Consider the following 23730-nt stretch of genomic DNA (forward strand, 5'->3'; position numbering starts at 1 on the left):
GATGCCTTACTATTTATGCGGTGACAAAGCCGTCGTCTGGGGTGCGGCAAGTGCCGACAGGAAGGCCGTCACATCGGTGGCGGTCTGATCCGGTATTTCGATCTGCGGCAGATGTCCGGTACCGGGATAGACAATCAGCTTAGACCCAGCGATGGCATCATGGAAGCCGTGACCGTTTGCTACCGGCGTCAACGGATCCACCGCCCCCCACAGGATCAGCGTCGGGGTCTTGATGGTTTTAAGCTGCGCCAGGATAACCGCCTTGTCGGGCGGGGCAATCCCGCGCGCCAGTCCCGAAATCAGGATATGGCGGTGGCCCGGTGCACGCTGCAATTCCGCCCAGCGGTCAACCAATTCGGGGGTGATCGCTTCCTTATGGCCCAGCTCGGTTTTCAACGAGTCAATAATCAGCGGCTTGTTGTCGATATTTTCGAGGAATGTCCGCCCCCACGAATACCGTAAGATGCGGAACGCCAGTGGGGCCTTGCCGGTTTTGGCCGTATCGGGCAACCCGGCGGAATCGACCAGGATCAGCCCGCGCACATGTTCGGGATGTGCCACGGCATAGTTCCACGACGCCAGACCACCCAGCGAACTGCCACCAATGACAAAGCGTTGCAGATGGAGTTTTTCAACCAGCTGGCTGATGACATCCCCACCGAAGACATAGTCTTCCGGCGCGCGGGTCAGCCCGTGGCCCGGCAGGTCAATCCGGATGATATGATAGTCTTTGCCCAGCTTTTTGACCCAGCCGTCCCAGGTCCACAAATTATCACCGCCGCCATGAACCAGCAGCAGCAGCGGGGCACTTTTACGGCCTTCATCGCGGTAATGCAGGCGCACGCCATCGGCCAGATCAACATAGCGGGAATCCGCATTGGCGTATTTGGCTTCGAGCTTTTCAAACGGGATTTCCGGTCCGCGCAGATAGAGCCAACCGCCAACAATAACGACCAGGAGCAGTACGAGTGCCCCGATAAGAACTTTGAGCATAGCATCCTCGGCAAAAGCAAAGGTGGGGGATTTCTTGACTCCCCCCACTGGTTATTGTGTATCAATATTTATAGGCAAGGCGGATGCCGGCGGTGGCAGGTTCCCCGGCCGCAGCAATATTGATATTACTGATGAAGAAGTTGCGCTCCAGATCATATTTCTGATTGAAGATATTGCGGCCATAGATGCTGACCTCCCATGGTCCCGACTTCGGCGTCAGCGTCAGGCTGGCATTGGCCAGCCAATAGGACGCGATGTTATAGGTCGAGCCCAGCAGCAGCGGTTTGCGCTTGTCGTGGAAGCTGTAGTTGACTTCCGGCTGCAGGCTGTAGGCCCCAAGATCGAAGGTATAGGCCACGCTGCCCGAATAGCTCAGCGGCGGGAAACCGACCGACTGCCCCTTCTGGCTCTTATAGACCGAGGTGTTGGCCGCCGTGCTGGCGGTAATGTCGAGGAAGTTATCGAACTTATCAAACTTACCGGTTTTATAGCCAAAGCTCTGGTTGATCAGAAGCTCGGGAATGGGCCGCCAGGTTGCTTCCAGTTCGCCGCCATAGATATGGGATTTTTCAGCATTGACGATAGCGCCGATCGCGCCATAGGCCGTGGTGTAAATCGCCGACTGGATCTGCTGGTTGCGGTAATCGTAATAGAACACCGAACCGTTCAGCTGCAGCGTATCGTCGAGCAGGTTGGTTTTGAAACCGCCTTCATAGGACCACAGGGTTTCGGGCTTGAAGGCCGAAACCGCACCGGAAGATGGTACGTTATAGGCGGTAAAGCCGCCTGACTTCACGCCCTTGCTGGCACTGATATAGAGCAGCCCGGTATCGAACGGCTTATATTCGAGCGAGACCTTGCCGGTGACGGGTTTGCTGCGCAGTGATTTGTCGGCCGGGGCGCTGAAATCAATCGGATCACCGCCCACCGCAACCACTTCGGCGGTGACATAATTCTTCTGCTTGCGCACCTCGTCTTCAACCCGCACGCCGCCGATCAGTTTCAGCGTATCGGTGAAGCGGTATTCGGCCTGCGCAAAGCCGGAAATCGACTGCACATACTGCTTATACGATGTCACCGTATCGAAGGCCCACAGATCCCAGAAATCCGAAATGAAGTGATCGTCGAGCTTTTCGTTGGAATAATAGACCCCGGCCAGCCAGGAGAATGCTCCCTCGCTTTTGGATGACAGGCGGACCTCCTGCGAGAACACGCCGGACTTGGTGTTGAAATAGATTCCGGCATAGGCGTAGGACGACGCATCCCAGTCATTATATTCCCGCCGATGCAGCGCATTATAGGCCGAAATGCTGGTCAGATCGGCAAAGCCGAGATCAACAGTGGCATGTAGGCTGACACCCTGATTGATCGAATTGTGGAACGGCTTTTTATCCTGCGCAATGCCGACCAGATTGGCGAAGGTGGCCGAGCTGCCCCAGCCTGTCGCCGTGCGGCTGGTATCGGCAGTCAGGCCATAGCTGGGATAGCTGCTGAACAGATAGAGGCCGTTGGGCTGGGATTTGTCATAGCCCCAGTTGCCTTCCAGCAGCACATTGATCCGGCTGTTCGGGGTCCATTCCAGCTGACCGCGCAGGCCCAGCGTATTCTTGTTGTCCAGTTCGTCACCCGTGGTGCGGTTTTTTTGCCAGGCCCCGCCCTGATCGGTTACCGCCGCCAGACGGAATTTCAGCCCATCGGCCACGGGGCCCGCGACATAGCCTTCGGCTTTGAATTCGCCGTGGCTGCCATAATCGGCACTGATGCCCGCGCTTAAGTCGTCCGTCGGCCGGTTGGTGATGAAGTTGATCGCGCCACCCGTAGTGTTGCGGCCGTAGAGCGTACCCTGCGGCCCGCGCAAGACTTCAACGCGCGAGACATCGAACAAGAGGCCCTGTGTCGAGGCTGGCACCGGATAGGCCACGTCGTCGACATAGACGCCAACCGTCGAGGAGTTGTTGGAGCCGTAATCGTCAAAGCCAACACCACGCAGACGAAACTCGGGCTGACCACTACCAAAGGCGGGCACGGCCTCGAAGCTCGGGATGGCATATTGCAGGGCGTTCACATTATCGATGTGGTGCTTGGCCAGATCACCCGAGGTGAGCACACTCAAGGCAATACCGATATCTTGCGCCACCTGCTCACGGCGCTGGGCCGTGACGGTCACGGTTTCGATCTTGTCGTTGCTGCCATCAAGAACCTCGGCCTCGGCAACCTGAGTATAGTTCTGGGCGGAGGCTTGGCCTGCTGCCAGTAACGTCAAAGCCAGAGCTGTAGACCCCAGAAGAATACGCTTCATCACACCACCCCTTTAATTAACACAACAAATACGTTGTTGTGGTGAAATGTATTAATTACCATTTCGGCACGCAACAACAATTACAATTACACATTTAAATGTGTAATTAATGTGTGTTATTTGCGTAACAGACAGGCATGCCTATACAATTCGCAAAATAGCGGGGGCTTATTACACAGATCCTAACGCAAGTGCAGCGTAAACTTTACGCTAGGTCAATTTTTATAAATACTGTGACCCGGCGGTTCACTTGCGACGTTTTACGCGTTTTTTGTCGCCTACACGCGATACGGGCCTGCCACGATGATAGCGTGGCTTTTCGCCCTCGCCACCCCTGGCACCGGCCTGAGTACCAGCCTCAGCCAGATCAAAACGCATTCCGCCGGTCAGCGCACTGGCCTCGGCCAGCTTCACCATCACCATATTGCCAATGGCATAGGTCTTACCAGTACGATCCCCGATCAGCGCCTGCGCGGGTTCGTCATAGCGGAAATATTCCGCGCCCAGCATGCGGGCTGGCAGCAACCCCTCGGCCCCGGTCTCGCTCAGACGCACAAACAGACCAAACCGTGTGGCACTGACGATACGGGCCTCGAATTCAGCCCCGACCCGGTCGGCCATATAGGACGCAACATAGCGGTCGGCGCTATCGCGTTCGGCCATCATTGCCCGCCGTTCGGTCACCGAAATATGCTCGGCAATACCGGCCAGCTGATGGCTTTCGCCCTCGGTCAGGCCGCCATCACCAAAGCCGTGGGCACGGATCAGCGCACGGTGCACAACAAGGTCGGCATAGCGTCGGATGGGCGAAGTGAAATGGGCGTATTTCGCCAGGTTCAAACCAAAATGGCCGACATTCGCTGCAGAATACACCGCCTGCGCCTGACTGCGCAGCACGACATCATTCATCACCTGCTCATGCGGCCCGCCCTTGACCCGCTCGAGGATCTGATTGAAGGCGGCGGGCTTAATCACCTGCCCCTTTGCAAACGGAATTCCCAGCGTGTGCAGATAATCGGCAAAGGCATGCAGCTTTTCCTGAGACGGAACATCATGCACGCGATAGATCTGTGGCGTGTGATGCTTTTCGAGCGCTTCGGCGGCGGCGACATTGGCCATCACCATCAGCTCTTCAATCAGGCGCATCGATTCAAGGCGGTCTTTGAAACCGATGCCGGTGACCTTGCCAGCATCATCAATCCGTATACGGCGTTCCGGCAGATCAAGGTTCAGCGGGCTGCGGGCTTCGCGCGCCTTGACCATGATGGTATAGCAAGCCCACAAATTGGCCAGTGTTTGACGTGCGGCCTCGGGGATTTCGACCGGCAGGCCGTCAAACGCTTTCTGGGCCTCGGCATAGGTCAGCCGGGCCGCCGAACGCATCAGTCCGCGCATAAACGTATGTTTGCGCAAGCGGCCAGACGCATCAAAATGCATCCGTACCGCCATGCAGGCGCGGTCTTCATCGGGACGCAGCGAGCACAGATCGTTCGACAGCTCTTCGGGCAGCATCGGCACCACCCGGTCGGGGAAATAGACCGAGTTGCCGCGCTTATAGGCTTCCTTGTCGAGGGGCGTGCCGGGGCGCACATAATGGGCCACATCGGCAATCGCCACGATGGCATCAAAGCCATCCCCGGCAGGCTCGGCCCACACCGCATCGTCAAAGTCGCGGGCATCTTCCGGGTCGATGGTCACCAGTGCGATTTTACGAAGATCCGTGCGTTTAAATTCGCTCGCATCGGACGAAGCTGTCTTCAGGGTTACGGGTTTGGCTGCCTTGGCCTCTTTGATGACATCCGCCGGAAATTCCATCGGAATGCCATGGGTGTGCACGGCGATCAGACTGATCGATTTGGGCGCATCCAGACTGCCCAACCGCTCAATCACCCGCGCCCGGGGCAGATGCGCATTGCGCCCCACCGGCTCGGCCAGCACCAGCTCGCCCACCAGTGCCCCGTTCAGATCATTCGGAGAGACAAAGTAATCGTTGCGGGCTTTCTTATCGACTGGGATCAGGCGCATGCCGCCTTCGGCTTTGCGCAGCACCGCCAGAAGACGGCTTTGTGGCGTGGCCAGACGCCGGATGATCCGGGCGGTAAAGCCTTCGTCCAAACGGCTGAGCCGTGCCAGCAGTTTTTCACCAACGCCGACAGTTTCCTCGGTGATCAGGGTGATGCGGGGCGCTGGCGTCTCGCCTTCCCAATTGAGCGGACGGGCGAACAGATCGCCATCCTCGTCACGATAGGTTTCCAGCACCAGCACTTCGGGCAGCGCACCCGGCTCCGCATAGCCGCGCTTGCGGTTTCCTTTTACCGCGCCCTCCTCCTCAAGCTGTTTGAGGACATGCTTAAGGTCAATGCGGTCGGAACCTTTGACCCCCATCATGCGTACCAGATCGCGCTTGGTCGCCCCGGGATTGGCGGCCAAGGTTTCTAAAACCCGCTCTTTTGAAATCAGCGAAGATTTTTTGTGTGGCGTTTTTCCGGGGCGCTTCACGCTTTTTTGCCTGCGGACTTAACCGTTTTCTTTGCGGCAGCTTTTTTGACCGTCTTTTTGACCGTAGCTTTTTTTACGGTCTTGGTGGCGGTTTTTGCTGGAGCCTTCTCGGTGGCCTTCTCGGGGGCCTTTGTCGTTTTGGCAGCAGCCTTTTTTGTCGTCGCCTTCTTCGGCGCGGCTTTTGCCACTTTCTTAGGGGCGGCTTTCTTGGTGGGCTTCTTCTTGACCCCACCCTTGGCAGCGCGCGCGGCAATCAAAGCCAAAGCCTCTTCCAGCGTGACAGCCAGCGGGTCTTTTTCTTTCGGGATGGTCGCGTTGACTTCACCATCGGTGACATAAGGCCCGAAGCGGCCCTTCATCAGCTTGATGTCTTTACCCTCAGCATTCTTGCCGATTTCTTTTAACGGCTCCGGCCCACGGAAAGAACGGCCACGGGCTTTCTTCTCGGCCAGAATGGTGACCGCGCGATTGATGCCAACGGTGAAGACATCTTCCGGCGTCTCCAGCGAGGCATATTGCCCGTCGCACGCCACATAGGGCCCAAAGCGACCGAAATTCGCGGTGATCGGCTTCTGCAGTTCGGGGTGAATGCCAACCTCACGCGGCAGCGACAACAGTTTGATTGCCAGTTCCAGATCGACATCCGAGCCTTGCGTGCCTTTCGGAATACTGGCGCGTTTGGGCTTTTCAGCATCGCCGAGCTGGACATAGGGGCCAAAGCGGCCGCTGCGCAGCGAAATTTCTTCGCCGGTATCGGGGAAAAGCCCCAGTACCTTGGGCTCGCCACTACCCGCTTCTTCTGCCGACTGGCCAAGCTGGCGGGTGTAGCGGCATTCAGGATAGTTCGAACAGCCGACAAAGGCCCCAAACCGCCCCAGCTTCAGCCCCAACCGGCCATTGCCACAGGTTGGGCAGACCCGCGGGTCGGTGCCGTCTTCGTGCGACGGGAAGATGTGCGGGCTGAGCACTTCATCCAGCGCGGTGATAACGTCCGAAACCTTGAGGTCTTTGGTGTCGCCGACAGCGGCAGAGAAATCCGCCCAGAATTCGCGCAGCAACTGCTTCCAGTCGAGCTTGCCTTCTGAGACCTGATCGAGCCGCGTTTCCAGATCGGCGGTGAAATCATATTCGACATAGCGCTTGAAGAAATTGGCCAGAAACGCCGTCACCAGCCGCCCCTTATCTTCCGGCAGGAAGCGGTTGCGGTCCATGCGGACATAGGCCCGTTCGCGCAGCACCGACAGGATCGAGGCATAGGTCGACGGCCGCCCGATACCAAGCTCTTCCAGCTTGCGCACCAGACTGGCTTCGGAATAGCGCGGCGGCGGCTCGGTGAAATGCTGTTCGGGCAGGACTTTGTCGACCTTGGCACCCTCGCCCACCGTAACCATGGGCAGGCGGGCACCATCTTCGTCCGCCTCGTCATCGCGGCCTTCCTGATACAGGGTCAGGAAGCCGTCAAACGCCACCACCGAACCGGTGGCGCGCAGGGTGATCTGTTTATCGGCAGACGTGACATCAATCGTCGTGCGCATCAGTTCGGCGCTCGGCATCTGGCTGGCTACCGCGCGCTTCCACACCAGCTCGTACAGTCTGGCCCCATCTGCATCGAGATATTGGGCCACTTTTTCCGGCGTGCGGGCAAAGCTGGTCGGGCGGATTGCTTCATGCGCTTCCTGCGCATTCTTGACCTTGGAGGCATAGTGGCGCGGCACATCGGGCACATATTTGGCGCCATAGCGCTCGCCAATCATGGTGCGCGCTTCGGCAATGGCCCCGCCATCCATAGTGACGCCGTCGGTACGCATATAGGTGATCAGACCGACGGTTTCGCCACCCAGTTCAACACCCTCATAGAGATGCTGGGCAACCTGCATGGTGCGCTTGGCCGAGAAACCGAGCTTGCGGGCCGCTTCCTGCTGCAAGGTCGAGGTAATAAACGGTGGTGCGGGGTGGCGGTTTACCGGCTTGGTTTCAACCCCGCCAATGGCAAACTGGGCCGCCCGGATCGCGCTGACCGCCGCATCGGCAGCCGCCTGATTGCCAATGGTCAGCTTGTCGAGCTTTTTACCGGCCAGCTGCACGACATGGACCGAGAAGGCCCCACCCTTGGTCGCGACATCGGCGGCAATCGACCAATATTCCTGCGCGTTAAAGCTTTCGATCTCGGTTTCGCGTTCGCAGATCAGGCGCAGCGCCACCGACTGCACGCGGCCAGCCGAGCGGGCACCCGGCAGCTTGCGCCACAACACCGGCGACAGCGTGAAGCCCACCAGATAATCCAGCGCGCGGCGCGCCAGATAGGCATCGACCAGTTCGTTATCGATCTGACGCGGGTTGCGAATGGCATCAAGGACCGCGTTTTTCGTAACGGCGTTGAACACCACACGTTCAACCTTGGCATCGCCCAGCGCTTTTTTCTGCTTGAGCACTTCGAGCACATGCCAGGAAATTGCCTCACCTTCGCGATCCGGGTCAGTGGCCAGGATCAGCTTGTCGGCCCCTTTGAGCGCGTCGGCGATTTCCTTGATCCGCTTGGTGCCACGATCCTCCAGAGACCAGGTCATGGCGAAATCGTCTTCCGGTTTGACCGAACCGTCCTTGGACGGCAGGTCCCGGATATGCCCGAAGCTGGCCAGTACCTTATAATCAGTTCCGAGGTACTTATTGATGGTTTTGGCTTTAGCTGGGGATTCGACGACAAGAATATTCATCAGGTGCAGTACTCTTTAGCTCTGTCTGTAGGGCCGCCTATCGATTGGCGAATAAGCTGGGCCCTGCGCTGTGCGACACTGTTAGATGCGATGGAGCCTTGTCAACGCATGATTTTTCAGTGCCCCTCATACTTAAAATTGTAAAAACCGCTTAAAACAGCGAAATTGTAACTTGCAGTTGCAATTGACGCCTGTTTACCTTATTATGACACACAACAACTTAAACGATGGCTCGGTACAATGTCTGATTGTAACGGTAGTTTAAACGGCTCTGGCGGCGTAAAGTCCCGGCGCGTATCTAAGTCTGGGCTGCCCGATCAACCCACGATCAGCCCGGCGCAGTCGGCAAGCTATACCGAAGGTATGCTGTGTGCCCTCGAAAAAATCGCATTGGCCCATAATCAGCATATTCTGGCACATTTGATCGCCCTGGCCGCGGTGGAAGCCGGTATGCTGGCAAACCCCAAGAACGGCTACTTTTAAGACCACGACACCTTGTTTCCGGGATGGCGGGCGATTTTTCCGGCCAATTCCAGCTCAAGCAGCACGGTCAGCACCGCCCCTGCCGGGTGGTTGCAAAGGCGGATCAGCTCATCAACCGCGACCGGGGCCGGTCCCAGCGCCTCGTTAACGATGCGACGGATTAGCGCGATCTCGTGTTCCGGCCATTCGGTCACCTGTTTGGGGCCCTGTTTTGCGCCGATAAGCCCGCCACCCGCCCCGCTGGCCGGATCATTAAAATCACTGCGCAGCATTGGGGCCAGCACGCCCAGTACATCCGCAGCACACTCGGTCAGTGTGGCCCCCTCGCGAATCAGTTTGTTGGCCCCCTTTGCCCGGGGATCGAGCGGCGAGCCGGGTACGGCAAAGACCTCGCGGCCCTGTTCCAGCGCATAATGGGCGGTGATGAGCGAGCCGGAGCCTTCCGCCGCTTCGACCACGATCACCCCGCGCGCCAGCCCCGAGATGATGCGGTTGCGCCGGGGAAAATGGCGTGCCTGCGGGGCCATACCCAACGGCATTTCTGATACGATGACACCCTGCGCCTTGATCTGCGCATAAAGCGCGGCATTTTCCGGCGGATAGATATCATCAACGCCCCCCGCCACCACGGCAACGGTACCGGTGGCCAGCGCCCCGTCATGGGCGGCGGCATCAATGCCCCGGGCCAGACCCGACACCACCACCAGTTCGGCGGCACCCAGATCGCTTGCCAGACGCCAGGCCAGCTTACGCCCCAGCGCCGAGGCATTACGGGCCCCGACCATCGCGACCATCTCCCGCCGCATCAGCACGCCATGGCCGAGGATCGACAATATTGGCGGTGGGGCTTCCAGCGCTTTCAGTCCGCGTGGGTAATCGGCTTCGCACGATGCCAACATTCGCCCGCCCAGACGGGCCAGCGCCTCCATCTCGCGCTCGGCCTCGGCTGCCGGGCACGGCTTCAGCTCGCCCCCGCCACGACGGGCAAGGCGTGGGGCAGCCTCCAGTGCGGCTTCCGCCGTACCACAACGTTCAATCAGATGGGCAAAGGTCACCGGGCCGATTTGGGGCGTGCGCGTCAGCCGCAACCAGGCAAGCCGTTCGGTAGTGCTGAGTTCGGGCATGGCAAAACCAACAAGAAGGCAGCGTATCGGTAAGCAACAGAATTACAAGTAAAGGTAGTTTCATCATGGTGCAAGACAGCCCCGGCAAACAATCCTATGCTCCTGCCGGAAACACATCATTGTGCTGTGCCCATGCTCAATGTTCATCCGGCTGCCGCCGACGGCTTTGCCAGTGCCGCTGACACCTATGCCAGGGCGCGCCCCGAATATCCCGCCGCAATCGATCCCTGGCTACGCGATACGCTGGGTTTAGGCGAAGGGCGTACGGTGCTGGATCTGGGTGCGGGCACCGGCAAATTCACCAGATCCCTGCTGACAAGTGGGGCACGGGTGATTGCAGTCGATGCGGTGCCAGCGATGCTGGAACAGTTGACCGCGCGCTTTGCCACCGTTGCAACCCATGTGGCTATTGCAACCGAACTGCCATTGCCAGATTTGTCTGTTGATGCAGTGGTTTGCGCGCAGTCCTTCCACTGGTTTGCGACGTCTGAAGCCCTTGCGGAAATCCACCGTGTGTTAAAACCCGGTGGCCTGTTGGGGCTGATCTGGAATGTCCGGGATGAAAGTGTTGACTGGGTTCGGTCCCTGACCGAGATCTTCGCCGCCTATGAAGGCGATGCTCCGCGCTACCGAACCATGCAGTGGCAGCAGGCCTTTGCGGATGCCGCTTTCGGACCGTTATCAGAATGTGTTTTTGCCAACGACCATCACGGTCCGGCGGAACAGGTGATCCTGGGGCGGTTTCTTTCGACCAGTTTTATTGCCGCGTTACCGGATGCAGAACGCGCCATTGCCACAGACAAGGTCCGCGCCCTGATTGCGGCCACGCCGGCACTACAGGGGGCAGACGCGGTCTTTCCCTATCGCACCCACGCCTTTCACTGCCGCAAAATCGGCTGACGATTTCAGGCCTTTTCGATGCGTCGGCCGATGCGCGGCTCAACACCCCGCCACAGCCGACCGATATTCTCATGATGGGTGGCGACGATCACCACGGCCATAATCAGCCCCAGCAATGCGGCCGAGAATTCCCCGAACCCGATGGCATAGGCCGGGGCCATCAGCGCCGCGACCAGTGCCGCCAGCGACGATATGCGGAACAGCAGTGCCATCACCAGCCAGGTGACAAGCATCGCCAGCCCTGCGGGCCAGCACACCGCCAGCATCACCCCCAGCGTGGTCGCTACGCCTTTGCCGCCCCTGAATTTGAGCCAGACCGGAAAGATGTGGCCGACGATAGCCCCTAACCCGGCGATATAGGCCCCACCGGGACCAAACAAAGCCCCGGCAACCAGCACCGCCGCGGCCCCTTTACCGCCATCAAGAATAAGGGTTGCCGCTGCCGCCCATTTCTTGCCGGTGCGCAACACATTGGTGGCGCCAATATTGCCGGAACCGATCTTGCGCACATCGCCTGCCCCGGCCAACAGGCTGAGCAACAGGCCAAACGGAATCGTGCCGAGGAAATACCCGAGCGCCAGTGCAATCAGGCCGGGGATAAGTGCGATCGGCGCGCCGACAGTCATGTGCTGACTTCCTTGGAAAGATCGAAGACGGAAACGCCGTCAACAAAGCTGGCGACGGCACGGCCACGGAACAGACGACCATCGAACTGGGTGTTACGGGCCCGCGAATGTAAAACGTCCTGCGTCACCGTGAAGGAGCGTTCCAGATCAATCAACACCAGATCCGCGGGGGCGCCTTTGGCAATCTTGCCGGTCCCCAGACCAAGCAACTGGGCCGGGGTCGCGGTTACCGCCTTCAGCAGATCGGCCAGCGAAACGCCCTGATGATGCAGGCTGAGCACCACCGGCAGCAAGGTTTCCAGCCCCACCGCGCCAAAAGCGGCCTGCGGGAAGGGTTGGCGCTTGGTATCGGCGGCTTGCGGATCATGGCTGGAGACGATCACGTCAATCGCCCCGCTCAACACCCCTTCGACCATGGCCTGACGGTCGGCTTCAGCGCGCAGCGGCGGCTTGACCTTCATGAAGGTATAATACGGGCCGACATCGCGTTCGTTCAGCACCAGATGGTGGGCAGAAACCCCGCAGGTGATGGGCAGGCCGCGTTTTTTAGCGGCCATAATGGCTTCAAGCGAGGCTTTGGTCGAAATCTGGCCGAAGTGATAGCGGGCACCGGTCATCTCGACCAGGCGAATATCGCGCTCGACAATGATGGTTTCGGCCAGCGGCGTCGCACCGGCAAGCCCCAGACGGGCGGCAAACGCACCAGAGGTGACCGACGCCCCCCGGGACAGATCCGGGTCTTCGGCATGGCCGACCACCAGCGCGCCAAAGGTGGCGGCATAGTTGAGCACCCGGCTCATCACCAGACTGTTGGACAGGGTGCGATCGCCATCGGTAAAGGCCACCGCGCCCGCTTCACGCAGCAGGCCCATCTCGGTCATTACCGCGCCATCCAGATGGCGGGTCAGCGCCGCCATCGGCGCGACATGCACTTTGGCGGTCGCGGCCGCACGGCGTTTGATGAAATCGACCAGCGATGGCTCGTCAATCACCGGATCGGTGTTGGGCATGACGATCATGGTCGTCACGCCGCCTGCAGCCGCGGCAAGGCTGGCAGATTCCAGGGTTTCGCGATGCTCGCTGCCCGGCTCGCCGGTGAAGACGCGCATATCGATCAGACCGGGGGCCAGAATTTGCCCCTGACAATCGACGATCTCTGCGCCTTCCGGACGGGGTAAGTCCGCACCGAAATCGGCAATCCGGCCATTTTCGACCAGCAGACTGCCTTTGACATCCAAACCGCTGGCCGGATCAATCAGGCGGGCATTGGTGAAAAACAAAGCCATTATGCGCCCTCGCCTGTTCGATACCCGCTCGGTTCAGTCTTTTCCGGCGGCAGGCCCCGTGACAGGGCGTCAAGCACTGCCATGCGGGCGGCAACCCCCATCTCGACCTGTTCATGCACCAGACTGACATTGATGTCGTCGGCCACAGCAGAATCAATTTCGACACCACGGTTCATCGGGCCGGGATGCATCACCAGTGCGTGCGGTTTGGCAAAGCTGAGCTTTTCGCGGTCCAGCCCCCAGAAATGGAAATATTCCCGGGCCGACGGCACGAAAGCGCCGCTCATGCGTTCGTTCTGCAGGCGGAGCATCATGACGATATCGGCGTCTTTCAGCCCGGTGCGCATATCATTATAAATGCCAACCCGTTCGTCCACCGTGGCGGGCAGCAGGGTCTTGGGTGCCACAAAGCGCACCGTAGCGCCCATTTTCAGCAGCAGGTGAACGTTGGAACGCGCCACCCGGCTGTGCGAGACGTCGCCACAAATCGCCACCGTCAAACCATCAAGGCGACCGAAATGCCGCCGCATGGTCAGCGCATCCAGCAGCGCCTGCGTGGGGTGTTCGTGACAGCCGTCGCCAGCATTGACCACCGAGCAATCCAGCTTGCGCGCCAGCATCTCTGCCGCACCGGAATCCTGATGGCGGACAATCAGAATGTCCGGCCGCATCGCATTCAGGGTGGTGGCGGTGTCGATCAGGGTTTCGCCCTTGGTCACCGACGAGGTGCGCACCGACATGTTCATCACGTCGGCGCCAAGGCGTTTGCCGGCCAGCTCGAACGAGCTTTGGGTCCGCGTCGAGGCTTCAAAGAACATATTGATGACCGTGCGACCCTTAAGCCGTGTGGTCTTCTTCTCTCGTGCCCGGCCAAGAACGGCATATTCTTCCGCCAGGTCGAGGAGCGCCACAATCTCGCCCACCGAAAGATTTTCGATGCCAAGCATGTGGCTGGTTTTTAATATGGGTGCCGTGTTCATGGAAACCTGGCTTATAGGCAGCAACGGGGGTGGGGGCAAGCGCGTCAGGCGAACTGTTTACAATATTTTAGACAGATTCGCGTCAGCCGCCATAGACCAAGTGTAAGTCCGTTACATTCCACCCCTGATGCGCAAAACCGTTAATTTTGTGCAGAATAGACATGTTTTCCCGTACTTTACGCAAAAATCCGCCGGATCGACAGTAATCTGTCCAAGTGGCTTGCCATGTCGCGGACACGCTGGTAAAGCCTCTCGGCTTCCAAGGAGCGGGCGCGCAGTCCCGGTTTCCCAATGGCGCGCTCCTCTATAATAGAAGGATCGTGCGCTATGAACTTCCGTGAAGCCCTGACTTTTGATGATGTGCTGCTGGTGCCTGCGGCTTCAGATGTTCTGCCCACCGAAGTCGATACCCATACCCAGCTGACCAAAACGATCCGGCTCGGCATTCCGCTGATCTCCTCGGCCATGGATACGGTAACCGAAGCGCCAATGGCCATTGCTATGGCCCAGATGGGCGGCATCGGCGTTATCCATCGCAATCTTGAGATTGAAGAACAGGCCGAACAGGTTCGTCGGGTGAAAAAGTTTGAAAGCGGCATGGTGGTCAACCCGGTGACCATTGCCCCCAACTCCACCCTGTCAGAAGCCCTGATGCTGATGGAGCGGCATCATATTTCCGGCATTCCGGTGGTGGAAGGTGCCCATGGCACGTTGGCGGGCAAACTGGTCGGCATTCTGACCAACCGCGATGTGCGTTTTGCGACCGACCCCAGCCAGGCAGTTGACGAGCTGATGACCAAGGATGGGCTGGTCACCGTCAAAGAAGGCGTGCACATGGAAGAAGCCAAAAAGCTTCTGCACAAGCACCGCATTGAAAAGCTGCTGGTAGTCGATGGCGATTACCGTTGCGTCGGCCTCATCACTGTCAAGGACATCGAAAAGGCCCAGAAATTCCCGCAGTCCTGCAAGGACGAGCGTGGACGTCTGCGTGTTGCCGCCGCCACCACCACCGGTGAAAAAGGGTTCCTGCGCGCGCAGGCCCTGATCGATGCCGAATGTGATGTCATCGTCGTCGATACCGCCCATGGCCATTCCAAGGGCGTGCTGGAAGGCGTGGCGCGGATCAAGAAGCTTGCTGGCAAGTGTCAGATTCTGGCCGGGAATGTCGCCACGGCCGACGGTGCCAAGGCGCTGATCGATGCAGGCGCCGATGCGGTCAAGGTTGGTATTGGGCCGGGCTCGATCTGCACCACCCGCATTGTGGCCGGTGTTGGTGTGCCGCAGCTAACCGCCGTGATGGATGCCGCCGAAGTCGCCCACAAGGCGGGTATTCCGGTGGTCGCCGATGGCGGCATCAAATTCTCCGGCGATCTGGCCAAGGCGATTGCTGCCGGTGGTGATGTCGGCATGATCGGCTCGCTGCTGGCCGGTACCGAAGAAAGCCCCGGCGAAGTGTTCCTGTATCAGGGCCGCTCCTACAAGGGCTATCGCGGTATGGGCTCGCTGGCCGCCATGGCACGCGGTTCGGCCGATCGCTATTTCCAGGGCGAAGTTAAAGATGCTGGCAAGCTGGTTCCGGAAGGCATCGAAGGTCAGGTGCCGTACAAGGGTTCGGTCTCGCAGGTTGTGCACCAGATCATCGGCGGCCTTCGCGCTGCGATGGGCTATACCGGGGCTGCCAGCATCGAAGACATGCACAAAAAGGCCCAGTTCGTACGCATTACCAACGCCGGTATGGCCGAAAGCCATGTCCATGGCGTGACGGTAACCCGCGAAGCGCCGAATTATCCTGGCGCGGGCCAGTAAGAATTTGTTTGGACGTTAAACCAAAGACAAAGGCCGGAACGAAACCGTTCCGGCCTTTATTTTATTTATATCACAATAGCTTATCGTGTTACTTTAAACGATTGCGCAAAATCGGCCAGATCCCGGCACACATCATAGCCATGCTGTTTTGCCCAGGATGCGTGTTCTGCCCCCTCGCCGGTTTCGACCAGAAACCCGGTGGCGCCAACCGCATCGGCCAGCTCCAGATCCGACAGTTTATCGCCGACGACAAAGGAATGCGACGGATCAAGGCCATGCTCGTGCGCAGCCCGGTCAATCATGCCGGGGCGCGGTTTGCGGCAGCTGCAGTCGTCCTCAGCCACATGGGGGCAGAAATACCAGTCGAGGATAGAGATCCCCTCCTCTGCCAGTAATTCGGCCACCCGGGCATTGACCGCGATGGCATCCTGCGCGGTAAAGCGGCCCCGGGCGATACCTGACTGGTTGGACACCACCACCAGCGCATAGCCCATGTTGGCCAGCGCCTTTAAGCCCGCCACAGCACCCTGCTCCAGCTCGACGCCGGCCGGATCACACAAGTAATGCTTATCAACAATGATGGTGCCATCGCGGTCGAGAAAGATAGCGGATGTGCCAATCATATCGGACACGTCATACGTAACCCATTTCTGCCTCGACCGCACCGCACAGCATATGGCCGATCAGGATATGACATTCCTGAATGCGCGCCGTTACCGGCGACGGTACAATCAGGGAAATATCGCAGACATCCGGCAGCTTGCCGCCGGTGCCGCCACCAAAGCCCACCGTCACCAGCCCCATGTCACGGGCCAGCTTCAGCGCCTTCAGCACATTCGGGCTGTTGCCCGAGGTCGAGATGCCGATGGCAACATCGCCCTTGCGGCCCAGACCTTCAACCTGACGGGAAAACAGATCCTCGAACCCGTAATCGTTACCGATGGCCGTCAGTGCCGAGGTATCTGTCGTCAGCGCAATTGCCGCCAGTGACGGACGGTTCTTGCGATAGCGCACCACCAGTTCGGTGGCCAGATGCTGAGCATCGGCTGCGCTGCCACCATTGCCGAAGAACAATACCTTGCCACCGGATTTCAGACTGGCCACGCTTGCAGCCACCAATGCCGCAAACGGGGCACGCAGACTGCCCTGCACCGCCGTTATGATCGCGGCATGATCGGCCGTTTCGCTATCGAAAAGCTCTTCTACAGCAGTCATCCTATGCTCCTGTTCAGACCTTCTGGCGGTCGATGCGGGAAATGATTCCGGTGGTGCTCTGCCCCTCGGTCAGATTGACCAGAACGACCTTGCCGCCATAGCTTTGCACGAAATCGGCCCCGACCACCTGATCAATCCGGTAATCGGCGCCTTTGACCAGCACATCGGGGCGAATTTTCTCGATCAGCTCTTTCGGGGTTTCCTCACCGAACAACACGACCATATCGACCGAAGCCAGCGCACCCAATACCACGGCGCGGGCCCGTTCATCCTGCACCGGGCGGGTCGGCCCTTTGAGCCGCTGTACCGATTCATCCGTATTCAGGCCGACGATCAGCCGGTCGCATGCCCCGCGCGCCTGCGCCAGCAGCGAAACGTGACCGGGATGAATTAAATCGAAACAGCCATTGGTGAAACCGACACGTAAGCCCTGGTCGCGCCAGGCTTTGACCTGGGCCTGTGCTTCAGACAGATCGGCATTCTTGGCCACCATCTGGCCGATTTCTTCCTGACGGTACTCCGCCATCAGTTCCTCGGCCCGGACTTCTGCCGTGCCGCGCTTAGCCACCGCAATGCCGGCCGCGGCATTGGACAGATCCACCGCTTCGGTCAGATCGGCCCCGGCCGCCAGCGCCAGCGCCAGTGCCGCCACTACAGTATCGCCAGCACCCGAGACATCACTGACCTCGCGGGCGGCAACCGGAACATGGCGGATGGGTTTACCCCGCTCGGCCAGGCTCATCCCGTCGGCACTGCGGGTGATGACCACGGCGCCAAGAGCCGGCGCGGCGGCCAGAATGGCCCCGGCCATAGCTTCGGCGGCGGCATTGTCGCGCCCCGTAATGCCGGTGGCCTTGGCCGCCTCGCCAAAATTGGGCGTGATGACACTGGCCCCGTCATAACGGCTGATGTCGTCACTTTTGGGATCCGCCACGATGGGCTTGCCCGCGGCGCGCGCCAAAGCGATCACCTCGTGCAACACCTCTTTGGTCAGTACGCCCTTGGCATAATCGGACAGGATGACGAGGTCAGCTTTGGCAACCTGCTCGGCAAAGCGGGCAATCAGGGCTTTGGCCGACGCGCCCAGACCATGGCGGACCTCGCTGTCGACGCGGACGATCTGCTGGTTTTCGGCGACCAGACGGGTTTTGGTCGTCGTCGGTCGCTCGGTCACAACCAGCAGCTGGTTATCTATGCTGAGATTCTGCGCCAGCAAATCGGCCAGTATGCGGCCATTGCTATCGTTGCCCATCACCCCCATCAGGATGGCCTTGCCACCCAGCGAGGCAACATTGCGCGCCACATTGGCCGCCCCGCCCGGCATGGCATATTCCTTGACCACAGACAGCACCGGCACCGGCGCTTCGGGCGAAATGCGCTCCACCGCGCCATAGATGAAGCGGTCGAGCATAACATCGCCCAGCACAATAATGGTTTGCCGGGTAAAAGACGCGACGAGTTGTAAGGAACGTATCTGTGTCATTGGCGACCAAGCATCTCTCAAGATCATGCTAAGCGATAGCAACAGGCTAACATTTCAGGCGCGATTAGTGGCAAACCAGAGCGTACCTTGCAAGCCTATGCTGAAAAGTTTGCAATCCATGTTGTATCTTGCGGATGCGATGACAACAGCTTGGCCCAAAAGTAAAGCTGTGCCTTAATGACGTTCATGGCGGATGATTTGCAACGCGAAACGATGCAGTATGACGTGGTCATTGTCGGCGGTGGACCGGCCGGGCTGGCAGCGGCCATCCGGCTGAAACAGTTACGGGGCGATGCGGTCAGTATCTGCCTGATCGACAAGGGGGCCGAGATTGGTGCCCACATTCTTTCCGGCGCGGTGCTTGACCCCGGCTCGCTATCGGCGCTGCTGCCCGATTGGCAGGGTTTGGGCTTTACACATACCCCGGTCAGCGAAGACCGCTTTTATTACCTCACCGCCCGGCATCACGTCCGCATTCCAGAAATGCTGTTACCGCCACTGATGCATAACCGGGGCTGCTATATCGTCAGCCTGGGCGAGGTCTGCCGCAAACTGGCCGAACGGGCCGAAGCGATGGGCGTAGAGATTTATCCCGGCTTTGCCGCCGACCAGATGCTGTTTGGCGCGCATGGTGAAGTGACCGGCATTATCACCGGAGATATGGGGCGGTCGCGCGATGGGGCCAAGAAAGCAAACTTCACCCCCGGTATGGAACTGAGGGGCCGCTATGTGTTGCTGGCCGAAGGTGCCCGCGGGTTCTTAAGCGAAAAGATTATTGCCCGGTTTGATCTGCAGAAAGATTGTGAAGCGCAGAAATACGGATTGGGAATTAAAGAGCTCTGGCAGCTTACCCCGGATCGGCATCGCCCCGGACTGGTGTTGCACAGCATGGGCTGGCCACTGGACGATAAAACCGGTGGGGGCGCCTTTATGTACCATTGGGGCGACAGGTTATGTTCGTTCGGTATGGTGGTGCACCTCAATTACCGTAACCCGTGGCTCTCCCCCTTTGATGAAATGCAGCGGGCTAAACTGCATCCTGTCCTGAAACACTTTTTCAAGGGGGCTAAACGCATTGGCTATGGCGCGCGCGTGGTCAGCGAAGGTGGTTATCAGGCGGTGCCGGTTTTGAGCTTTCCTGGCGGCGGATTAGTCGGTGATGCGGCCGGGTTCCTCAATCTGCCACGCATCAAAGGTATTCATAACGCCATCGCTTCTGGCGTTGCCGCTGCCGAAGACGCAGCCACGGCACTGGCCCATGGGCGTGGTGGCGATGTCCTGACCGGTTATCGCGATGGGTTTGCTCTCGGCGCCATAGCGGGTGATTTGAAGCCGGTGCGCAATGCTAAACCGTTATGGTCACGTTTCGGCACCTGCATTGGCGCAGCCCTGGCTGGTATCGACATGTGGTGCCACACGCTTTTCGGTGTTGGGCCTCTTGGCACGATGACGCTAGGGGCCGCCGACCACCTGCTTACCCCCGCATCGGCAAGCAAACAGCGCCCGACAGTGAGGCCCGATGGTGTAGTGACGTTTGATCGGTCGAGTAGTCTGTACCTGGCCAACATGGCGTATGAGGAAGATCAGCCCGTGCATTTGCATCTGGCCGATGCCGATGTGCCGCTCAAAAAAAACTGGCCGGAATACAAAGAACCCGCCCAGCGCTACTGCCCGGCGGATGTCTATGAAATCATTGAAACAGATAATGGTCTAAAATTTCAGATCAATGCCGCCAACTGCCTGCACTGCAAAGCCTGTGAAATCCAAGACCCGGCACAAAACATCCACTGGGTTCCGCCCGAAGGCGGGAGTGGACCAAATTACGGACCGACGTAACCTATGCGCGTAAGAAATTGGCCGTATCGATAATCTGCTGGCGTAGCGTACGGTTAGTGAAGCCAAACGACGACAACAGTGCCTGCATAGCCGCGGAATCCCCGACATAATAGTCATCGGCGCTATCGCCCAGCGCGGGGCGGCGGATTTCCTGACAGTCAGGCTGTAACGTCTCAAGAACCAACTGCGCCAATTCTCCCACTTCGACGGCGACCTCGCCCGCCGTATCGAAATGATAGCGCTGCCCAGCACCACCCTTTTGTAGACAGGTCAGAATGAGGCGCACCAGATCATCGATATGAATGTAGGAACGAACGACACGATGATCGGCCCGCAGTGTCACAGGTCTGTTGTTCAGGGCGTCACTAATGATGCAGGCTAGCGCATAAGAACCCGTTTTATTGATATAGGGGCCCGCCAGGTTGAAAACACGCGTAATAACTGCTGGGCAGCCGATGGTATCTGCAACCTCAGTAAAGCGCAGCTCGTCGTGGTATTTCATCACGCCATACGGATTATTTTCGAGATCTTCATCAATTTTATGCTCGCGCGTATAGACCGCACCAGATGATGGAACGAAGACCCCGCGCGCCTTAAGGCGCAACGCAGCCTTCGCCACCAGATCGGTTATTGCGTTATTGGCTGCAATATAGTCCTGCAGCGACATACCGCTTACTCGGTCACGTGTCAGAAATGCGTTATGTAAGACGTAATAATCGCCTGCTGGCAAATCGTCAATTTTGGCCAGTTCATGGCAAGATACTCTCTGCCCATTACGCAAAACCAATTCCCGATCACAACTTGCGAAAGCATGAATTCGACCAGAGAAGGTCGGCCCGAGCTGTGCAGCGAGATAATCGAGCGTGGCACTGCCGATCCAACCGGTTGCTCCGGTTACGATGAAATGAGCCTGTTCCGCAAAGGCAAACATATTGATTCCAGTATTTCAGGTCATGGTAAAAAATTGCCGGACCGGAGGAAATCCTCACAAATCCGGCAACAATTCGGCTCAGACGCTCCGTTTATTTCTGCGCGACGAAGGCCGACATTTTCTCAATAATGTAATCGAGATGTGTATCCTGCAACGCTGGAAATACGCCGATCCAGAAGGTGGCGTTCATCACAAGATCGCTGTTGTCGAGCGAGCCAACCACGCGATATTCACGATCTTTCATATAAGGCTGACGGATCAGGTTACCAGCAAACAAAAGACGGGTGTGAATCTGCTGATCGTTGAGATAGTGTACCAGATCGTCACGACTGAATGGCGCGCCAGGCTTGACGGTGATCGGAAAACCAAACCAAGACGGATCTGACTTCGCAGTCGCTTCCGGTAGAATGAGGAACTCTTCCAACGGCTTTAACGCCTGCTTGAGATAGGCGAAATTATGCCGACGCGCAGCGATGAAGCCCTCGAGACGATCCATCTGTGCCAAACCGACTGCGGCCTGCATATCCGTAATCTTTAGATTATACCCCAGATTTGAATAGGTATATTTGTGATCATAGCCCTTGGGCAGATCGCCGAGTTTCCATTGATAACGCTTCTTACAGGTATTGTCTTTGCCTGGAGCACAATAGCAATCGCGGCCCCAGTCACGTACAGACTCTAATGCGCGCTTGATCAAACCATCATGTGTGAAGACCGCCCCGCCCTCACCCATAGTGATATGGTGGGCCGGATAGAAACTTAAAGTGCCGACATCCCCGAAAGTACCGACATGCTGACCATTATAGGTCGCCCCCAAGGCATCGCAGCAATCTTCAACAACAAGAAGGTTGTGTTTTTTTGCCACTGCCATGACAGCATCAATGTTAAAGGGGTTGCCCAGTGTATGTGCCACCATGATCGCGCGTGTCTTTTCACTGACCGCCGCTTCAAGCATATCCGTGCGAATATTGTAAGTCGGAATATCTACGTCAACAAAAACCGGCACGAGACGATTCTGGATCACGGGATTAACCGTCGTCGGAAACCCTGTGGCGCAGGTAAGGACCTCGTCACCAGGCTTAAGCTGGCGGGCACCAAGATGTTTCGTCGTCAATGCGCTCAAAGCAATGAGATTAGCAGACGAGCCAGAATTGCACGTCAGCGCAAAACGGCGTCCTATGAAAGAAGCAAGGCGGGCTTCGAACGCATCGTTGAAGCGGCCTGTAGTCAGCCAAAAATCCAGCGAGGCATCGACTAGGCTCCGCATTTCTTCCGCACCATATACCTTACCTGAAACCCGCACCGGCGACACACCGGGTACGAAAGGTTTCGGGGTATGGGCAATCTCAGCGTAACGCTCAACCAAATCCAAAATTTGCGCCCGCAGGCGTTCGGCTTCAGTCTGATCAGCGTTTGCCGTTTCGTTTTCGGTAGCCAAAGAAAACTCCATTATAAAAAACTGACGGAAGACAAAATTTATACAAGTACCGGCGATGCCGCATAGATATCCATCTGCCGACGCGTAAACTCGGCCATATCTGTGCCATCCTTATAAGCGCGATACCATTCAACCGTATGACGCACAGTGTCAGCGAAACCCCAGCGTGGGCCCCACCCCAGATACGTTCTCGATTTGATTGAATCCAGTTTAAGTAATGTCGCTTCATGCACAGCATTGGGATCGGGCTGAATGACCAGCGCATCTGGTGCACCCCACGTTTCGCAGGCAAGGCGGGCTAGTGCGCCGACATTCCTTTCGCTTTCGGTATTGGGGCCGAAATTCCACCCCTCCCAGGCAAAGGGACCATGGCTTACCAAACGCTCGGCGACTGCAAGATAACCATGCAGTGGTTCCAGCACATGCTGCCACGGACGAATGGCATCAGGACGACGAATGACGATCTTTTCGCCTGCAATTAAACCGCGCGCCAGATCAGCCATAATTCTGTCCGCCGCCCAGTCACCACCACCTATGACATTGCCAGCACGCACCGACGCGATGGAAGCACCGCCCATAGAGGGCTGGAAATAAGAACGGCCATAGGCTGATGTCACCAGTTCGGCGCAGCCTTTGCTGCTGCTGTAGGGATCATAACCGCCCATAGCATCGGTTTCGCGATAGGGCCAGATCACCTCGCGGTTTTCATAGCATTTGTCGCTGGTAATAACGACCGCAGCCTGTACTGAATGGGTTTTCCGCACGGCTTCAAGTACATGCACAGTCCCCATGACATTGATGTCGTAGGTCTCAACTGGTTCTGCGTAGGACAGACGCACCAGAGGCTGTGCGGCCATATGGAAGACGATGTCCGGAGCAAAATCCGCCATCGCCTGCTCCAGCGTTGCGGCATCACGAATGTCACCCACATGATGGGTGATGCCTGCATCAGCTTTTACAATCGTGAACAGACTAGGCTCTGTCGGCGGCGGTAAGGCATAGCCTGCAACCTTGGCCCCAAGACGCTGCAGCAGGAGCGTCATCCACGCCCCTTTAAAACCGGTGTGACCGGTCAGGAAAACCTTTTTCCCAGTCCAGAATTCCTTAGCCATCAACG

Annotated in this window: 18 protein-coding genes; 4 read left to right on the forward strand and 14 right to left on the reverse strand. The window is 58.1% G+C overall.

Going from position 1 to position 23730, the window contains the following annotated elements:
- Window positions 1-9: 9 nt before the first annotated feature.
- From ACZ5RI_RS09705 to topA, 4 genes are all read right to left on the reverse strand, one after another.
- On the reverse strand, window positions 10-993 hold the full coding sequence (locus ACZ5RI_RS09705) for an alpha/beta fold hydrolase (protein ID WP_464512022.1): 984 nt from the start codon (window positions 991-993) through the stop codon (window positions 10-12).
- 61 nt (window positions 994-1054) lie between these two features.
- Window positions 1055-3292, reverse strand: coding sequence for a TonB-dependent receptor (locus tag ACZ5RI_RS09710; protein WP_464512025.1), 2238 nt, complete (start codon window positions 3290-3292; stop codon window positions 1055-1057).
- A gap of 246 nt (window positions 3293-3538) precedes the next feature.
- Complete coding sequence (gene rnr, locus ACZ5RI_RS09715; RefSeq protein ID WP_464512029.1) at window positions 3539-5791, reverse strand: ribonuclease R; 2253 nt, start codon at window positions 5789-5791, stop codon at window positions 3539-3541.
- Window positions 5788-8505, reverse strand: coding sequence for a type I DNA topoisomerase (gene topA, locus ACZ5RI_RS09720; protein WP_464512033.1), 2718 nt, complete (start codon window positions 8503-8505; stop codon window positions 5788-5790). Before topA ends, rnr begins: the two co-directional genes overlap by 4 nt.
- A gap of 240 nt (window positions 8506-8745) precedes the next feature.
- Between topA and ACZ5RI_RS09725 the strand changes: the two genes are divergently transcribed.
- Window positions 8746-8988: a hypothetical protein gene (locus ACZ5RI_RS09725; RefSeq protein WP_464512037.1), complete on the forward strand. Its 243-nt coding sequence runs from the start codon at window positions 8746-8748 to the stop codon at window positions 8986-8988.
- Here ACZ5RI_RS09725 and dprA read toward each other — a convergent pair.
- Window positions 8985-10112, reverse strand: a complete 1128-nt coding sequence (dprA, locus tag ACZ5RI_RS09730; protein WP_464512046.1) for a DNA-processing protein DprA — start codon at window positions 10110-10112, stop codon at window positions 8985-8987. The genes ACZ5RI_RS09725 and dprA overlap by 4 nt on opposite strands.
- Window positions 10113-10244: 132 nt before the next feature.
- Here dprA and ACZ5RI_RS09735 point away from each other — a divergent pair, with 132 nt between their 5' ends.
- Window positions 10245-11012 carry a class I SAM-dependent methyltransferase gene (locus tag ACZ5RI_RS09735; RefSeq protein ID WP_464512054.1) on the forward strand — a complete coding sequence of 256 codons (768 nt, stop codon included), beginning with the start codon at window positions 10245-10247 and terminating at the stop codon, window positions 11010-11012.
- 5 nt (window positions 11013-11017) lie between these two features.
- Here the strand turns inward: ACZ5RI_RS09735 and plsY are convergent, their stop codons facing one another.
- From plsY to ACZ5RI_RS09750, 3 genes are read right to left on the reverse strand one after another with little or no spacing between them, the layout of a single operon-like run.
- The gene (gene plsY, locus ACZ5RI_RS09740) at window positions 11018-11638 is read right to left on the reverse strand and encodes a glycerol-3-phosphate 1-O-acyltransferase PlsY (RefSeq protein WP_464512060.1); all 621 of its coding nucleotides are present in this window, start codon (window positions 11636-11638) and stop codon (window positions 11018-11020) included.
- Window positions 11635-12924, reverse strand: a complete 1290-nt coding sequence (gene pyrC, locus ACZ5RI_RS09745) for a dihydroorotase (protein ID WP_464512064.1) — start codon at window positions 12922-12924, stop codon at window positions 11635-11637. The genes plsY and pyrC overlap by 4 nt, the downstream gene beginning before the upstream one ends.
- A complete protein-coding gene (locus tag ACZ5RI_RS09750; RefSeq protein WP_464512067.1) occupies window positions 12924-13904 on the reverse strand; it encodes an aspartate carbamoyltransferase catalytic subunit in 981 nt (326 codons plus the stop codon). The genes pyrC and ACZ5RI_RS09750 overlap by 1 nt, the downstream gene beginning before the upstream one ends.
- Window positions 13905-14231: 327 nt before the next feature.
- Here ACZ5RI_RS09750 and guaB point away from each other — a divergent pair, with 327 nt between their 5' ends.
- Entirely contained in the window at window positions 14232-15710 is a 1479-nt protein-coding gene (guaB, locus tag ACZ5RI_RS09755; protein ID WP_464512071.1) for an IMP dehydrogenase, read from the forward strand.
- Window positions 15711-15790: 80 nt separating this feature from the next.
- On the opposite strand, the gene ACZ5RI_RS09760 is transcribed toward guaB, so the two are convergent.
- The 3 genes from ACZ5RI_RS09760 to rfaE1 are packed head-to-tail and all read right to left on the reverse strand — an operon-like array spanning window position 15791 to window position 18408.
- On the reverse strand, window positions 15791-16333 hold the full coding sequence (locus ACZ5RI_RS09760) for a D-glycero-alpha-D-manno-heptose-1,7-bisphosphate 7-phosphatase (protein ID WP_464515583.1): 543 nt from the start codon (window positions 16331-16333) through the stop codon (window positions 15791-15793).
- 10 nt (window positions 16334-16343) lie between these two features.
- Entirely contained in the window at window positions 16344-16925 is a 582-nt protein-coding gene (locus ACZ5RI_RS09765) for a D-sedoheptulose 7-phosphate isomerase (RefSeq protein ID WP_464512073.1), read from the reverse strand.
- Between the two features lie 13 nt (window positions 16926-16938).
- Window positions 16939-18408, reverse strand: coding sequence for a D-glycero-beta-D-manno-heptose-7-phosphate kinase (gene rfaE1, locus ACZ5RI_RS09770; RefSeq protein ID WP_464512077.1), 1470 nt, complete (start codon window positions 18406-18408; stop codon window positions 16939-16941).
- A 177-nt stretch (window positions 18409-18585) separates the two neighbouring features.
- Between rfaE1 and ACZ5RI_RS09775 the strand changes: the two genes are divergently transcribed.
- Window positions 18586-20244 carry an electron transfer flavoprotein-ubiquinone oxidoreductase gene (locus ACZ5RI_RS09775; RefSeq protein WP_464512081.1) on the forward strand — a complete coding sequence of 553 codons (1659 nt, stop codon included), beginning with the start codon at window positions 18586-18588 and terminating at the stop codon, window positions 20242-20244.
- 1 nt (window position 20245) lies between these two features.
- Here the strand turns inward: ACZ5RI_RS09775 and ACZ5RI_RS09780 are convergent, their stop codons facing one another.
- From ACZ5RI_RS09780 to rfbG, 3 genes are all read right to left on the reverse strand, one after another.
- The gene (locus tag ACZ5RI_RS09780; RefSeq protein ID WP_464512085.1) at window positions 20246-21175 is read right to left on the reverse strand and encodes an NAD-dependent epimerase/dehydratase family protein; all 930 of its coding nucleotides are present in this window, start codon (window positions 21173-21175) and stop codon (window positions 20246-20248) included.
- Between the two features lie 91 nt (window positions 21176-21266).
- Window positions 21267-22625 (reverse strand): lipopolysaccharide biosynthesis protein RfbH, encoded by a 1359-nt coding sequence (gene rfbH, locus ACZ5RI_RS09785; RefSeq protein WP_464512089.1) that lies wholly within the window; start codon window positions 22623-22625, stop codon window positions 21267-21269.
- 26 nt (window positions 22626-22651) lie between these two features.
- Window positions 22652-23728, reverse strand: a complete 1077-nt coding sequence (rfbG, locus tag ACZ5RI_RS09790) for a CDP-glucose 4,6-dehydratase (protein WP_464512093.1) — start codon at window positions 23726-23728, stop codon at window positions 22652-22654.
- Window positions 23729-23730 lie beyond the last annotated feature (2 nt).

It is taken from the genome of Micropepsis pineolensis, from assembly GCF_055392125.1.

Coding starts and splice junctions, on each gene's coding strand:
- guaB (WP_464512071.1), top strand. CDS start 14,232: ATGAACTTCCGTGAAGCCCTGACTTTTGATGATGTGCTGCTGGTGCCT.
- ACZ5RI_RS09780 (WP_464512085.1), bottom strand. CDS start 21,175: ATGTTTGCCTTTGCGGAACAGGCTCATTTCATCGTAACCGGAGCAACC.
- ACZ5RI_RS09760 (WP_464515583.1), bottom strand. CDS start 16,333: ATGATTGGCACATCCGCTATCTTTCTCGACCGCGATGGCACCATCATT.
- dprA (WP_464512046.1), bottom strand. CDS start 10,112: ATGCCCGAACTCAGCACTACCGAACGGCTTGCCTGGTTGCGGCTGACG.
- ACZ5RI_RS09750 (WP_464512067.1), bottom strand. CDS start 13,904: ATGAACACGGCACCCATATTAAAAACCAGCCACATGCTTGGCATCGAA.
- pyrC (WP_464512064.1), bottom strand. CDS start 12,924: ATGGCTTTGTTTTTCACCAATGCCCGCCTGATTGATCCGGCCAGCGGT.
- rfbH (WP_464512089.1), bottom strand. CDS start 22,625: ATGGAGTTTTCTTTGGCTACCGAAAACGAAACGGCAAACGCTGATCAG.
- rfaE1 (WP_464512077.1), bottom strand. CDS start 18,408: ATGACACAGATACGTTCCTTACAACTCGTCGCGTCTTTTACCCGGCAA.
- ACZ5RI_RS09710 (WP_464512025.1), bottom strand. CDS start 3,292: ATGAAGCGTATTCTTCTGGGGTCTACAGCTCTGGCTTTGACGTTACTG.
- ACZ5RI_RS09725 (WP_464512037.1), top strand. CDS start 8,746: ATGTCTGATTGTAACGGTAGTTTAAACGGCTCTGGCGGCGTAAAGTCC.
- plsY (WP_464512060.1), bottom strand. CDS start 11,638: ATGACTGTCGGCGCGCCGATCGCACTTATCCCCGGCCTGATTGCACTG.
- topA (WP_464512033.1), bottom strand. CDS start 8,505: ATGAATATTCTTGTCGTCGAATCCCCAGCTAAAGCCAAAACCATCAAT.
- ACZ5RI_RS09775 (WP_464512081.1), top strand. CDS start 18,586: ATGACGTTCATGGCGGATGATTTGCAACGCGAAACGATGCAGTATGAC.
- ACZ5RI_RS09735 (WP_464512054.1), top strand. CDS start 10,245: ATGCTCAATGTTCATCCGGCTGCCGCCGACGGCTTTGCCAGTGCCGCT.
- ACZ5RI_RS09765 (WP_464512073.1), bottom strand. CDS start 16,925: ATGACTGCTGTAGAAGAGCTTTTCGATAGCGAAACGGCCGATCATGCC.
- ACZ5RI_RS09705 (WP_464512022.1), bottom strand. CDS start 993: ATGCTCAAAGTTCTTATCGGGGCACTCGTACTGCTCCTGGTCGTTATT.